Here is a 12,918-nt window from a genome sequence, read left to right as displayed (position 1 = left end):
AATCCCATGGTCCGGGGCTCCATCACATTGATCGTGCTTGCATTGGGGATGCCGTCGCTCGCGGCGGCGGAGACCATGAGCTTTGGCGATTCGATCGGAAAACTGGCGGCGAGCTGCGGCGCGGAAATCGTCGCCAATTGCCGCGGCGTCAACCCGGACTCGACCCGCCTGAAGGAGTGCCTGTCGCGCAACCGCGATGTGCTGTCGCCGCAATGCGCGAGCGACTATTTCGGCGTCTTCGACGCCATCCAGAAGCGCGTCGCCGCGCGCGTAACCGTGGCGAACGCCTGCCAGCGCGAGATCGTCAAGGTCTGCGGCGGCTCGACCAAGGAGACCAGCAAGTCGGTCCCCTGCCTGGTCTCGACACCCAAGGGCATCAGCAACAACTGCCTCAAGGCCGTCGACGACGCGGGGTATCGCTGATGCGCGCGAAGGGGCTCTTCACCGCAGGACTAGGCATCGCGCTCGGTCTCGCCCTGCTCGCGGGCGCCGCACGCGCACAGACGGCAGCGCCGACCCGCGACGACATCGTCGGCAAGCTGAACCATTTCGAAGAAGCCGCCGAGATCGATCTGCCCGCGCTGAAGCAGCAGGTGATGGAGCGCGCCAAGACCAGGATCAAGAACGATCCGGGCCCCGTGAACCGGCCGCTGATCGCGCCTGAGCTTGCCAAGCTGCCGGCCTTCAACGCGCAGATCCAGTTCGATGCCGACACGCCGATCATCCAGCCGGCCTCCTATCAGACCGTCGGCCGTATCGCCGACGCGCTGGTGCATTCCTCGCTGCTGCCCTACACCTTCCTGATCGTCGGCCACATCGAATCCAATTCGAAGACGCGCGAGGCCAACGCGATCCTGAGCCAGCGCCGGGCAGATGCGATCCGCGACGTGCTGGTGAACACCTTCAAGATCTCGACCAAGCGGCTGCATCCGATCGGCCTCGGCGAGGAGCAGCTGCTCGACCGGGCCAAGCCGACCTCCGCCGTCAACGGCCAGCTGCAGATCCTGACCTATGCCAAGCTGCCGGAGGAGGCGCCGCGTCAGGCTGCGGCACCTGCGCCCGCGGCGAAAAAGCCCGCCAAGAAGCGGTAAGCAGACGCTCCTCGGCGTGCGACGGAACCCTTTGAAGTCCTGACCGTTTTGTGATCTGTCCCACAGCGCGACGGTATGGCCTTGCGCGACAATAGTGCCGGTTTGTGCACCGCTCTATCCGGTGCTATAGGCTTTTTTCGTCCTTCCCCGACCCTGTGCTGCACGAGACCAAGATGGGTGGCTTTTTTCAACGCCAACTTGCCGTTTATGTCGAGTACCATCGCGATCCCCGGAACACGGCGATGCATGTGGTGGGCATCCTTCTGCTGTTCACGGGCGCGGTGCTGCCGCTGACGCTGGTGAAGGTCCCGCTGTTCGGGTTCGAGTTCAGCCTGGCGGTGATCCTTGCCTTGCCGGTTCTGATCTACTGGCTGCTGCTCGATGTGGCGCTCGGGGCCGGCATTCTGGCCGTCTCCATCGTGCTGTTCTCGATCGCGTCGACCATTGCGGCGCAGGTCAGCACCATGACGATGTGGGCGATTTTCGCCGCGCTGGTCGTGCTCGGCCTCGCCGCACAGACCATCGGCCACAAGGTTTTCGAGGGCCGCGAGGCCTCGTTGTTCACGTTCCCCTCGCATCTTTTGCTGGGACCGATGTTCGTGATGGCAAAATTATTCATTGCACTGGGCTTCCGTCGCGACCTTGCCGCGATTCTGGCGCCTCTTCCGGCCAATTCCCTTTCGACCCGATAACTCCAAAAGCGAAACAGCAACCTTCTGCATGGCTCTCGTCCTGGTTACCGGTGGCAGTGGCTTCATCGGACATCACCTCGTAGAAGCGCTCCGCGCCCGTGGGCAGCGGGTCCGTGTTCTCGATGTCCGTGCGCCGACCGCGGCGAACGCGGACGTCGAGCACGTCCACGGCTCGGTGCTGGACGGCGCCGCGGTCGATGCAGCGATCGCCGGCGTCGATCAGGTCTATCACCTCGCGGGCCTGCCCGGCATGTGGGTCGCCAACAAGCAGGACTTCCACGACGTCAATTGCCGCGGCACCGAAATCGTGCTCGCGGCGGCAATGAAGCGCGGCGTATCGCGCTTCCTGCACTGCTCGACCGAATCGATCCTGTTCCCCTATTGCGACCTCAAGGGCGTTCCCGCCGAAGAGGCGCTGCAGCCGGCCGACGCGATGCCCGGCGCCTATACCCGATCGAAATCGCTCGCCGAGCATCATGCCGCCAAGGCGGCGGCCGCGGGCTTCCCTCTCGTGATCGGCACGCCGACCATGCCGATCGGCGCTGCCGACCACAATCTGACGCCGCCGACCGCGATGCTCTGGTACTTCCTCCAGAAGAAAGTGCAGCCGCATCTCGACTTCCTGGTCAATCTCGTCGACGTCCGCGACGTCGCCATGGGCCTCGTGCTGACCATGGAACGCGGCCGCCTCGGCCAGCGCTACATCCTCGGCGGCGACTGCGTCCCGCTCGGGCGCATCCTGCGCATGATGTCGGCGATGAGCGGCCGCCGGCAATTTCCGGTCGTCGTGCCCGGCAAGATCGCCGAGCTCTCCGCCATCATGCTCGAATTCATCGCCGATCACGTCACGCGCCGGCCGCCCAACGGCACCGCCGAGGGCGTGCGCATCGCGCTCGCCGCGAGCGACCTCTCGATCGCCAAGGCGCGCACCGAGCTCGGCTATGCGCCGCGTCCGATCGAGCCGGTGTTGCGCGAAACCATCACCCATCTGCTCGCCCGCAACGGCCAGCAGCCCTCCGGCGCCATCGAGCATCACGCGCTCTCCTCGCGCGCGGGCTAAAGCCGCCGCCTAACGCAAAGAACCTTCATGTCCTTCGATTTCAGCAAGATTCTCTCTGTCGCCTGGGGTGGCTGGACCACGACCTGGCCGACGCAGCTGCTCGCCCTGATCTGGCTCGCCTGGCTCGCCAGCTGGGTCGGCGCCTCGTTCTGGCAGGGGCGCACGCAAAAGCAGGTGATGACGCTGGAGTCCGGCCGCTATCGCATCCCGATCCTGGTCGGCGGCATCCTGTTCACGCCGTGGACCGCGGAGATCCTGAACGAGAAGCCGCTCTGGGTGTTCAGCAACCTCGGTGTCTACATCACCGCGCTGATCGTGCTGGCCGGCATCTCCTTCACCTGGTGGGGCCGGCTGCATCTCGGCAAGTTCTGGTCCAACACCATCACCCACAAGGAAGACCATCGCGTCATCGATACCGGCCCCTACGGGATCGTGCGCCATCCGATCTACACCGGCCTGATCGCGGGCATGCTCGCGACCGGCATCGCGGTCGGCACGGTGACGGCGATCCTCGGCGCCATCCTGATCTCGCTCGGCATGTGGCAGAAGGGCCGGATGGAAGAGGTGTTCCTGTCGAAAGAGCTCGGCGAGGACGCCTACGGCGCCTATTGCCGCCGCGTGCCGATGATCATTCCGTTCACGTCGCCGCGGTGAGGCGTAGCATCTCGCCTCACCCTCGTGTCCCGGACGCGCTGCAGCGTGCAACGCTGCTGCGCAGAGCCGGGACCCATAGCGACTTATGCGTGCCGGTGAGATGGGCCCCGGCCCTGCAGCGCACCGCGAAGACGCGCTGCGCTGCGTCCGGGGCACGAGCGTACGGCTGGAGCGGCAGATCGGTCGCTGATCACCGAGCTAAGCTCATCGGCGTTCGTCCCATGCAAATTCGATCGGCTGCCATTCCACGGGAATAGGCCCCGGCGGCGTGCCGCACAGGTTGACGTGTGCTCCGTCAGCCAGTTGGATGCGCGCGCAAACAGGGGCTTCTCATGACCTTTTCCAGCATGTTCGCGCAGTTCGTCGCATTCATCGGCGGCATCGCGCTGCAATGGCGCAAGCTCTCGGGCACCGAGCCCGCGCCCGCGTGGGGAGAGAAGCCGGCCATTCCCGAGGCAAAGCCGCAAGGCGCGATTCCGACGCTGAAGATGCCGAGCGCGCGCGGCTGGAGCGAGGGCCAGAAGCCGATGGTCGCGCCCGGGCTCAAGGTCAATGCGTTCGCGACCGGCCTCGACCATCCGCGCTGGATCGAGGTGCTGCCCAATGGCGACGTGCTGATCGCGGAAGCGACGCAGATCGCAGGCCCCCCGCGCACCGTGTTCCACTACGCGATGCAGGCGACGATGCGGCGCGCCGCGGCGCTCGGCGTCTCCGCCAACCGCATCACCCTGCTGCGCGACAAGGACGGCGACGGCGCCGCCGAAGTGCGTGGCGCCTTCATGGAGAACCTCAGCCAGCCGTTCGGCATGGCGCTGGTCGGCGACACCTTCTATGTCGGCAACACCGACGGCGTGATGGCGTTTCCTTACGCCGCGGGTGCCGACCGCATCACCGCCCCGGGCAAGCGGCTCACGACGTTCAAGCCGGGCGGACACTGGACGCGCAGCCTGCTCGCCAGCCCCGATGGCAAGAAGCTCTATGCCGGCGTCGGCTCACTCAGCAACATCGCCGAGATGGGCATGGAGGTCGAGCAAGGCCGCGCCGCGGTCTACGAGCTCGATCTCGTCGCCGGCACGCATCGCATCTTCGGTGCCGGCCTGCGCAACCCGGTCGGCCTCGCCTGGGAGCCGAACACAAACGTGCTCTGGACCGTCGTCAACGAGCGCGACGGCCTCGGCGACGAGACGCCACCGGACTATCTCACCTCGGTGCGCGATGGCGGCTTCTATGGCTGGCCCTATTGCTACTGGGGCAAGACGGTGGACGATCGCGTGCCGCAGGATCCGGCGATGGTCGCCAAGGCGATTCAACCGGACTACGCGCTCGGCGGCCACACCGCCTCGCTCGGCCTGTGCTGGATGCCCGCAGGGACCCTGCCCGGCTTCGGAGACGGCATGGTGATCGGCCAGCACGGCTCGTGGAATCGCAGCAAGCTGTCCGGCTACAAGCTGGTGTTCATCCCGTTCGAGAACGGCAAGCCCTCCGGCCCCGGCCGCGACATCCTGTCGGGCTTCCTGTCGCCGGACGAGAAGGAATCCTACGGCCGTCCGGTCGGCGTCGTGATCGGCCCCGACAAGAAGTCGCTGCTGATGGCCGACGACGTCGGCAACGTGATCTGGCGCGTGACGGGGGCGTAAAGCGCGACGCCATCGGGTTCGCGTAACCTCTCCCGCTTGCGGGAGAGGGAGCGCACCGCCCTCTGGGCTAATGCAATCTCACCCCATCACGTCCCCATGCAGAGCGTGGCGCGCTGCTTGCGGAGCAGCGCGATCACCGACAGTGCGGTGATCAGGCCCGTCTTGGGATTTTCGGACGGGATGTTCTCGATGCCCATCGAGAACCGCGCCGAATCCGCCTCGACCTCGATGCGATGAACATTACGCGTCACGGTGGGGTCGGCCCAAACCTGAATCTGGGTGCGATCGGGTCCGATGCCCGCCAGCGACAGCGCAACAGCGACATTGACGTTGGCCGGAAAGCCTTTCGCCGCTTCGCGCGCGCTGCCCTCGAACAGTTTCAGCGGCTCGCGCAGATTGTCGATGTCGATGTTGTTCTGGACGATGAACGGCGCGCCCTTCAGCCCGTCGATCGGCTTGCGCGTGACCATCTTCACGGAATGAATAGTGCCGACCGCGGCGGCGTTGACGGCATCGAGGCCGATCAGCGCGCCGGTCGGCACGAGGATGCGGCCGCCATTGGCGCGGGCGAGATCGACGAGATCGAAATTGTCGAGCAGCCCGCCGACGCTGACCACGACCGCGGACTTGCCGCGCCTCACCGCAGGCTCGACGATCGCGCGCAGCTGGCTGCTCGGCGCGCATTCGACCACGATGTCGGCGGCCTCGCCAAGCTGGTCGATCGGCAGGATTTGCGGCGGGCGGCGCAGGCCGGCGAGAAAGGCCTGATGCTTGGCAGGATCGCGCACCGCGACGGCGGACAGCGCCAGACCTTCGATGCCCTGGTCGAGCGCAGTCGCGATCTTGGTGCCGATCGAGCCCAGCCCTGCAATGGCTACCCGCAATGCGTTCGAAGCCTTCTGATCCGTCATCGCCATCCCTCTGTCCTGGCCGATGTCATAGCCGCTCACGCCTCCCGCGCATAGCTGCGCAGCCGGGCCTCCAGCACGGCCAGCATGGCGTCGCGGGCCGGATCGCGCGAGCCGCGCAGCCAGACGGCGGCGAGCGGCAGGCGGCCGGGGCCGGTCTGCTTCGGTCGGAGCGGCACGAAGCGCACGCCCGAGACTGCCATCCGCGCGGTCCAGCGCGGCACGATCGCGACCCCGAGCTTGGTTGCCACCAGATTGATGATGGTCTGCTTCTCGTCGGCGACCTGCACGATACGCGGTGTCAGGCCGGCCTGCTCGAACAGCTTGACCGTGAGGTCATGGCTATGCGGCCGCGAGCGGCGGTCCGGCACCAGCATCGCCTCGTCGGCGATCTCGGCCAGCGTGACCGATTTGCGCCCGGCCAGCGCGTGCCGCCGCGGGAACGCCACGATGGCGGTCTCCTGGAGCAGGTCGCGAAATTCGAGCCTCTTGTCGGCGCGACCGGGCGGGCGGACGAAGGCGAGATCGAGCGCGCCGGTCAAGATCTTCGGCAGCAGCCGGACGGTCTTGTCCTCGAGGAGCTGCACCGCAATCTCAGGGTGCCTGGCGCGGAAATCGCGCAGGAGCGGCGGCAGCAGCCCCGCTGCCGCGCTGTCGATGGCACCGACACGCAGCCGCCGTGCAGCCCCCGCGCGCGAGCGGTTGCGAAGGTTACTCTCGACCGCCTCGACCTTGGCGAGGATGGCGCGGGCATCGCGCAGCAGCGTCGCGCCGTCCTCGGTGAGCGACACCGCGCGCGTGGTCCGCGCAAACAGCCGCGTGCCCAGGTCTTCCTCCAGCAGCCGGATCTGCCGGCCGAGCGCAGAGGGCAGCATCTGGAGATGCTGCGCCGCGCGGCCGAAATGCAGCTGCTCGGCCGCCGCCACGAAGCATCGGAGCTGATGCAACTCCATCCCGCAAATCCTTTCGTCTCGCCGAGACGATTATATCATTTTTTTGTATAAACCAGCGCCGATTGAATTCGGCCTGCACTCCCATCTAGATTCGCCGCCGACGCAGACGGTCAGACAGGCCGGCGCGATCTCTCACACGGAGCCTTCCCCATGCGCACCCATTCGATCGCAGCCATTCCCGCCGACGGCATCGGCCCCGAGGTGATCTCGGCCGGTCTCCGCGTGCTGGAGGCGCTCGCAAAGCGCAGCGGCGATCTCGCCTTCAACGTCAAGACGTTCGACTGGGGCTCGGACTATTACAGGAAGCACGGCGTGATGATGCCGGCCGACGGCCTCAGCGAACTGAAAAAGTTCGACGCGATCTATTTCGGCGCGGTCGGCGCCCCCGATGTGCCCGACCACATCACGCTGTGGGGCCTGCGGCTGCCGATCTGCCAGGGCTTCGACCAATACGCCAATGTGCGGCCGACGAAGATCCTGCCGGGCGTGGCCTCGCCGCTGCGCAATGTCGGCGTCGGCGATCTCGACTGGGTGATCGTGCGCGAGAATTCGGAAGGCGAATATGCCGGCATGGGCGGCCGCGCCCATAGGGGCCTGCCGGAGGAGGTCGGCACCGAAGTCGCCGTCTTCACCCGCGTCGGCGTCACCCGCATCATGCGCTACGCGTTCCAGCTCGCGCAGTCGCGCCCGCGCAAGCTGCTGACCGTCGTGACCAAGTCGAACGCACAGCGCCACGGCATGGTGATGTGGGACGAGATTGCGGCCGAGGTCGCCGGTGAATTCCCTGATGTCAGCTGGGACAAGATGCTGGTCGACGCCATGACGGTGCGCATGACGCTGCATCCGAAGAGCCTCGACACCATCGTCGCGACCAACCTCCATGCCGACATTCTCTCCGATCTCGCCGGCGCGCTGGCGGGAAGCCTCGGCGTCGCGCCGACCGGCAACATCGATCCGCAGCGCCGCTTTCCCTCGATGTTCGAGCCGATCCACGGCTCGGCCTTCGACATCACCGGCAAGGGCATCGCCAACCCGGTCGCGACGTTCTGGACCGGCGCGCAGATGCTCGAGCATCTCGGCGAGAAGGACGCGGCCTCGCGGCTCATGGCCGCCGTCGAGCGCGTCTGCGCGGCCGGCGTGCTGACGCCGGATGTCGGCGGCAAGGCGACGACGAAGGACGTGACCGATGCCGTGATCGATGCGATCCAGGGGTCGAATGTTTGATCACGGCTCTACGTCATGGCCGGGCTTGTCCCGGCCATCCACGATCTTTCGTCCCGTACCAAGAACGTGGATGCCCGGGACAAGCCCGGGCATGACGAGTTTGCGGAACGACCGCCCACTCAACAAGCGCTGCGTTCTCGGCGAAAGGACCTTTTATTTTCGTCCACCCGTCGGCGGTGCCGCCGGCGGCGGCACCGCCATCGCGGCGGCCGGCTCGGGCGGGGTCAGATGGCGGGGGACGATGATGGTCTGGCCCGGGGTGAGCTGAGCGTTCTCCGGCAATGAATTGCTCTGCGCGAGCGTCCACAGCGGCACGCGGTTGGCTGCGGCGATGCTCTCCATGGTGTCGCCGCGGCGCACCGGTACCCGCACGCCGCTGTCCCACAATTCGACCAGCGTATCCGCCGGCACGAGATAGCGCAGCGGCACGGCATCGGCCTGGGCCTGCGGGGGAATGCGCGGCAGCTGCGTCACCATCTCGACGATCTGGCGGTGGATGTCGTCGGATTTCTCGATGTTGATGTGCGAGACGCGGCTGTTTTCCTTCAGGTCGTAACTCGCATAATGGCCGCGATAGCCGGGTACCACCACGACGTCGCCGCCGCCGAGCACGCTGTCGGACAGGAAGATGTTGATGAAGCGCTCGACATTGAGCGGCACGTCGCCGGTCGCGTGTGCGGGATCGATGGCGATGACGAGGCTGATCGGGATGTTCTCCTTGGCCGCCATCTCGGAGATGACGATCGAGCACAGCCCGCCCATCGAGTGGCCGACCAGCACGATCGGCGCCGCCTTCTCCTTGTAGCTGGCGATGACGCGGTTGCCGATCAGCCGGCACAGGGTGAATTCATAGACGTCGGCCGAGAAGCCGGCCTGTGTCAGCTTCTCGCCGAGCCGGTCCATGCCGGTCGAGAAGATCGGGCCCATGGCGCCGCGAAACAGGTAGACCTTCGGCGGCGGCAACGGCTCGAACGGCGGGGGCGGCGGCGCGGCGGGGGCGGCCGCAGCGGTCTTGGACTTGGCCGGAGAAGCAGCGGCCATGCCGCTGCTCAAGGCGAGCAGCACGACTGCTGCCAGCGCGAGGAGTCGCCTCGAGTGAATCATCAGTCCAGCAGTCCCACCACGGGAGGCAATGGCCTCCCCTGACGGGCTTAGTGACCACCGATTGGGTGGATTTTGGGGCACGGGAACCGGGGCGCGACGCACCGCCGCGCTCATCAAGGCTCCGTGACCGGGTGGGACCGCTTTCGGCCCGTCACTGCCTGTTCTTGAGCCGGCTGCGATGCGCGGCCTGCTTGGCGCGATTGCCGCAGATCGCCATGGAGCACCATCGCCTTGCGCGCCTGCGGGTGTGGTCGGCGAACAGCATCGTGCAGTTATGGCCCTCGCACGCCTTCACGTTGGTAAAGTCTTCCTCGCAGACGAATTTCGCCAGCGCCTCGCCGATGGGCAGCAACAGGGACTCCGGTGATCGCCAGCGCCGCATCCTTTGCAGCGCAAGACCGTCCTCACCGTGCCGAGATGCGATTTGCAGGAATGCCTCATCGCGCTCCAGGGTGCTGTTCAACGGGCCTAGCTCGTGCAGCGCCTTCGCAGACAGCGGCCGGCCCGCATGCCCCAGAACAAAGCTCCTGAACCACTCACGCAAGTCGCGGGCCTGACCAGCGACCTTGTCGAGCTCACCCGGCCTCGCGCGCGCCTTCAGCGCATCCAGCTCCTCCGTCGGCACCAGCTTCGCCTGGGAAAGCCAGTCGATCAGGCCGTCGCCATCGTCGATCCAGTCGACAGGCGTATCGACCGGTGTTGCGACCGAGTTGAGGAAATCGAGGCCGAGCGAGTCGGCGATGAACATCGCGGGCGGTCTGTCCATGAACGGGTCCTTAGCCTGCCTGGAAAAGGCTACCCATAAGTAACCAGTAAAATGCCTATTGACAAGTTACGATCTGTGTTCATAACCTCTTTACTCGCACTTAAACGGTTACATCAGCTGGAGACGGCCATGACCCCGACCAACTACCGCACCGCAGACGTCGATGGATTCAAGGTGTTCTATCGCGAGGCCGGCCCCAGGCGAGCGCCGAAGCTGCTGCTGCTGCACGGCTTCCCCAGCGCCGGCCACATGTTCCGCGACCTGATCCCGCTGCTCGCCGACAAATTCCACATCGTCGCGCCGGACCTGCCCGGCTTCGGACAGTCCGACATGCCAGCGCGCGAAACCTTCCGCTACACCTTCGACAACGTCGCGCAGGTGATCGAGCGCTTCACCGAAGTGATCGGCTTCGATCGCTTCGCGATCTACGTCTTCGATTACGGCGCGCCGACCGGCTTCCGGCTCGCGCTGCGTCACCCCGAACGGATCACCGCGATCATCTCGCAGAACGGCAACGCCTATGAGGACGGACTCGGCGACGGCTGGACCCCGATCAAGGCCTATTGGCGGGATCCCTCGCCCGCCAATCGCGAGGCGCTACGCGCCTTCCTCACACCGGAGGCGACGCGCTGGCAGTACACCCATGGCGTTCCTGATCCGACGACCGTGTCGCCGGACGGACAGAACCTCGACAATTTCTATCTGGCGCGTCCGGGCTCGGACGACGTGCAGCTCGACCTGTTCGGCGACTACAAGAGCAACGTCGCGCTCTATCCGTCATTCCAGGACTACTTTCGCACCCACAAGCCGCCATTCCTCGCGGTCTGGGGCAAGAACGATCCGTTCTTCATTCCGCCCGGCGCCGAAGCGTTCAAGCGCGACAATCCCAATGCGGTCGTGCAGTTCTTCGACACCGGCCATTTCGCGCTGGAGACGCATGCGAGGGAGATCGCGCAGAGCATTCGCGCGTTCTTGAAGTGACGTGGGCTGTGGCGATCGTCGATTGCCACATTGCGTGCCGGCCTAAAGCGGCAGCATCCGGTTCAATAGGTCGAGCAGCGTGCGCTGCTCGGCCTCGGTGAGCGCGGCCAGCATCTTCCGATTATACGGCTCCGTCAGGCTTGCCCCGTCGTGAATGAGCTTTGCACCCTTCGGCGTGAGCATCAGCTCGACGGCGCGGCGATCGGACTTCGATCGGTTGCGCTTGATGAAGCCGGACGATTCGAGCTCGTTCAGGATCTTGATCAGGTTCGGCAGGCGCAGCCGGAGCAGGCTGGCAAGGCTGCTGGGGGGAACGCCCGGATTGTCGCGAATGACGACGAAGATCGCATAAGTCGCGGGCGTCAGGCCCAAGGCGGCGAACTCCTCGTAGAAGCCTTCGAAGAACTTGAGCTGCGCGAGGCGCAGCATGAAGCCGGGCGTGCGTTGCAATGCGCGCAGGTCCAGCGAATTTTCCGGCTGCGATGCGGACTTTGCGCCGGGTCTTGTGGTTCTCGAGCTCATGATCCTCGCTCCGCGGCGGTCGCAGGCCGGCCGAATTGACACTCTCAAAAATAGCTATAAAATATAACTATTATTCAGCGGCACCAAGACCGCGCATGGGGGGGACACAATGAACAGCAAATTCCTGCATAAATTATGCATGTTGGCGGCGGTGCTGACGGCCGCGCCGGCATTCGCCCAGGACGTCGTGAAGATCGGCATCCTGAACGACCAATCGGGTCCGTTCGCGAGCTATCAGGGCATCGGCTCGGTCGTCGCCGCCAAAATGGCGGTCGAAGACTATGGCGGAAAGGCTGCCGGCAAGCCGGTCGAAGTCGTCGCGGCCGATCACCAGAACAAGACCGACATCGGGATCGGCATCGCGCGGCGCTGGTACGAGAACGAGAGCGTCGACGCGATCTTCGACATTCCGAACTCATCGATCGCGCTCGCGGTGGCAGGCATGAGCGCCGACAAGAACAAGGTCTTCGTCGGATCCGGCGCCGGCACGGTGCTGCTGACCGGCGAGAAGTGCACGCCGAACACCGTGCACTGGACCTACGACACCTATGCTTACGGGCGCGGCCTCGGCAAAGCGATCGTGCAGCAGGGCGGCAAGAAGTGGTTCTTCATCACCGCCGACTACGCCTTCGGTCACGACCTGGAGAAGCAGGCCGCGGAGGCCGTGAAAGCGTCGGGCGGCGAGGTGCTCGGCAGCGTGCGGCATCCGCTGGGAACGGCCGATTACGCCTCGTTCCTGCTCCAGGCCCAGGCGTCAGGCGCGAACGTCATCGGCTTCGCCAATGCCGGGGACGACACCATCACCTCGATGAAACAGGCCGCCGAGTTCGGGCTGACCAAGGATCGCAAGTTGGTCGGATTGATCCTGGGCATGAACGGCCTGCCCGCGCTCGGCCTGAAGTTTGCGCAAGGCGCGCAGATCATGAACCCGTTCTACTGGGACCTGAACGACGGCACGCGTGCCTTCGCCAAGCGCTTCGCCGAGCGCATTCCCTCGAAAGCCTATCCGAATGACATGCAGGCCGGCGTCTATGCCTCGGTCATTCACTATCTCAAGGCCGTCGACAAGGCTGGTAGTGCCAAGGACGGCAAGGTCGTCGTCGCTGCGATGAAGGCGATGCCGACTGACGATCCGCTGTTCGGCAAGGGCTATATCCGCAAGGATGGGCGCAAGATTCATCCGCTCTATCTCTTGCAGGTCAAGGCTCCCGACGAGTCGACCTCCAGCTGGGATTTGCTGAAGGTCGTCGCCACCATCAAGGGCGAGGACGCATTCCGCGCCGAGAGCGAAGGCCAGTGCCCGCTTAGCAAGCAATAGAGGCGGAG

Annotated in this window: 14 protein-coding genes; 9 read left to right on the top strand and 5 right to left on the bottom strand. The window is 65.5% G+C overall.

The window, feature by feature from the left end:
* Positions 1 to 6: 6 nt before the first annotated feature.
* From JQ566_RS23510 to JQ566_RS23485, 6 genes are all read left to right on the top strand, one after another.
* The gene (locus tag JQ566_RS23510) at positions 7 to 423 is read left to right on the top strand and encodes a hypothetical protein (RefSeq protein WP_212376223.1); all 417 of its coding nucleotides are present in this window, start codon (positions 7 to 9) and stop codon (positions 421 to 423) included.
* Complete coding sequence (locus JQ566_RS23505; RefSeq protein WP_212376221.1) at positions 423 to 1,091, top strand: OmpA family protein; 669 nt, start codon at positions 423 to 425, stop codon at positions 1,089 to 1,091. The genes JQ566_RS23510 and JQ566_RS23505 overlap by 1 nt, the downstream gene beginning before the upstream one ends.
* A 173-nt stretch (positions 1,092 to 1,264) precedes the next feature.
* Entirely contained in the window at positions 1,265 to 1,783 is a 519-nt protein-coding gene (locus JQ566_RS23500) for an Mpo1 family 2-hydroxy fatty acid dioxygenase (RefSeq protein WP_212376410.1), read from the top strand.
* Positions 1,784 to 1,811: 28 nt separating this feature from the next.
* Entirely contained in the window at positions 1,812 to 2,843 is a 1,032-nt protein-coding gene (locus tag JQ566_RS23495) for an NAD-dependent epimerase/dehydratase family protein (RefSeq protein ID WP_212376218.1), read from the top strand.
* A gap of 27 nt (positions 2,844 to 2,870) precedes the next feature.
* Positions 2,871 to 3,497 carry a methyltransferase family protein gene (locus JQ566_RS23490; RefSeq protein ID WP_212376214.1) on the top strand — a complete coding sequence of 209 codons (627 nt, stop codon included), beginning with the start codon at positions 2,871 to 2,873 and terminating at the stop codon, positions 3,495 to 3,497.
* A gap of 332 nt (positions 3,498 to 3,829) precedes the next feature.
* Positions 3,830 to 5,134 (top strand): PQQ-dependent sugar dehydrogenase, encoded by a 1,305-nt coding sequence (locus tag JQ566_RS23485; RefSeq protein ID WP_212376212.1) that lies wholly within the window; start codon positions 3,830 to 3,832, stop codon positions 5,132 to 5,134.
* 86 nt (positions 5,135 to 5,220) lie between these two features.
* Here JQ566_RS23485 and JQ566_RS23480 read toward each other — a convergent pair whose 3' ends face one another.
* Positions 5,221 to 6,045, bottom strand: a complete 825-nt coding sequence (locus JQ566_RS23480; protein WP_212376407.1) for an aspartate dehydrogenase — start codon at positions 6,043 to 6,045, stop codon at positions 5,221 to 5,223.
* A 35-nt stretch (positions 6,046 to 6,080) separates the two neighbouring features.
* On the bottom strand, positions 6,081 to 6,995 hold the full coding sequence (locus JQ566_RS23475) for a LysR family transcriptional regulator (protein WP_212376209.1): 915 nt from the start codon (positions 6,993 to 6,995) through the stop codon (positions 6,081 to 6,083).
* A gap of 150 nt (positions 6,996 to 7,145) precedes the next feature.
* Here JQ566_RS23475 and JQ566_RS23470 point away from each other — a divergent pair, with 150 nt between their 5' ends.
* Entirely contained in the window at positions 7,146 to 8,219 is a 1,074-nt protein-coding gene (locus JQ566_RS23470; RefSeq protein ID WP_212376206.1) for a tartrate dehydrogenase, read from the top strand.
* 153 nt (positions 8,220 to 8,372) lie between these two features.
* Here the strand turns inward: JQ566_RS23470 and JQ566_RS23465 are convergent, their stop codons facing one another.
* Positions 8,373 to 9,323, bottom strand: coding sequence for a LysM peptidoglycan-binding domain-containing protein (locus tag JQ566_RS23465; RefSeq protein WP_212376203.1), 951 nt, complete (start codon positions 9,321 to 9,323; stop codon positions 8,373 to 8,375).
* A 151-nt stretch (positions 9,324 to 9,474) separates the two neighbouring features.
* On the bottom strand, positions 9,475 to 10,089 hold the full coding sequence (locus tag JQ566_RS23460) for a CGNR zinc finger domain-containing protein (RefSeq protein ID WP_212376200.1): 615 nt from the start codon (positions 10,087 to 10,089) through the stop codon (positions 9,475 to 9,477).
* A gap of 129 nt (positions 10,090 to 10,218) precedes the next feature.
* On the opposite strand from JQ566_RS23460, the gene JQ566_RS23455 reads away from it, so the two are divergent.
* Positions 10,219 to 11,070, top strand: coding sequence for an alpha/beta fold hydrolase (locus JQ566_RS23455; RefSeq protein ID WP_212376197.1), 852 nt, complete (start codon positions 10,219 to 10,221; stop codon positions 11,068 to 11,070).
* Positions 11,071 to 11,112: 42 nt separating this feature from the next.
* Here JQ566_RS23455 and JQ566_RS23450 read toward each other — a convergent pair whose 3' ends face one another.
* A complete protein-coding gene (locus tag JQ566_RS23450; protein WP_212376193.1) occupies positions 11,113 to 11,592 on the bottom strand; it encodes a MarR family winged helix-turn-helix transcriptional regulator in 480 nt (159 codons plus the stop codon).
* A 109-nt stretch (positions 11,593 to 11,701) separates the two neighbouring features.
* Between JQ566_RS23450 and JQ566_RS23445 the strand changes: the two genes are divergently transcribed.
* The gene (locus tag JQ566_RS23445; RefSeq protein WP_212376190.1) at positions 11,702 to 12,910 is read left to right on the top strand and encodes an ABC transporter substrate-binding protein; all 1,209 of its coding nucleotides are present in this window, start codon (positions 11,702 to 11,704) and stop codon (positions 12,908 to 12,910) included.
* The last annotated feature ends 8 nt before the right edge of the window (positions 12,911 to 12,918 follow it).

Origin of the sequence: Bradyrhizobium sp. SZCCT0231, from assembly GCF_018130245.1 — a bacterium.
Classification (GTDB): Bacteria; Pseudomonadota; Alphaproteobacteria; order Rhizobiales; family Xanthobacteraceae; genus Bradyrhizobium; species Bradyrhizobium japonicum_F.
This window is presented reverse-complemented; position numbering and strand designations above follow the sequence as displayed.

Coding starts and splice junctions, on each gene's coding strand:
- JQ566_RS23510 (WP_212376223.1), top strand. CDS start 7: ATGGTCCGGGGCTCCATCACATTGATCGTGCTTGCATTGGGGATGCCG.
- JQ566_RS23505 (WP_212376221.1), top strand. CDS start 423: ATGCGCGCGAAGGGGCTCTTCACCGCAGGACTAGGCATCGCGCTCGGT.
- JQ566_RS23500 (WP_212376410.1), top strand. CDS start 1,265: ATGGGTGGCTTTTTTCAACGCCAACTTGCCGTTTATGTCGAGTACCAT.
- JQ566_RS23495 (WP_212376218.1), top strand. CDS start 1,812: ATGGCTCTCGTCCTGGTTACCGGTGGCAGTGGCTTCATCGGACATCAC.
- JQ566_RS23490 (WP_212376214.1), top strand. CDS start 2,871: ATGTCCTTCGATTTCAGCAAGATTCTCTCTGTCGCCTGGGGTGGCTGG.
- JQ566_RS23485 (WP_212376212.1), top strand. CDS start 3,830: ATGACCTTTTCCAGCATGTTCGCGCAGTTCGTCGCATTCATCGGCGGC.
- JQ566_RS23480 (WP_212376407.1), bottom strand. CDS start 6,045: ATGACGGATCAGAAGGCTTCGAACGCATTGCGGGTAGCCATTGCAGGG.
- JQ566_RS23475 (WP_212376209.1), bottom strand. CDS start 6,995: ATGGAGTTGCATCAGCTCCGATGCTTCGTGGCGGCGGCCGAGCAGCTG.
- JQ566_RS23470 (WP_212376206.1), top strand. CDS start 7,146: ATGCGCACCCATTCGATCGCAGCCATTCCCGCCGACGGCATCGGCCCC.
- JQ566_RS23465 (WP_212376203.1), bottom strand. CDS start 9,323: ATGATTCACTCGAGGCGACTCCTCGCGCTGGCAGCAGTCGTGCTGCTC.
- JQ566_RS23460 (WP_212376200.1), bottom strand. CDS start 10,089: ATGGACAGACCGCCCGCGATGTTCATCGCCGACTCGCTCGGCCTCGAT.
- JQ566_RS23455 (WP_212376197.1), top strand. CDS start 10,219: ATGACCCCGACCAACTACCGCACCGCAGACGTCGATGGATTCAAGGTG.
- JQ566_RS23450 (WP_212376193.1), bottom strand. CDS start 11,592: ATGAGCTCGAGAACCACAAGACCCGGCGCAAAGTCCGCATCGCAGCCG.
- JQ566_RS23445 (WP_212376190.1), top strand. CDS start 11,702: ATGAACAGCAAATTCCTGCATAAATTATGCATGTTGGCGGCGGTGCTG.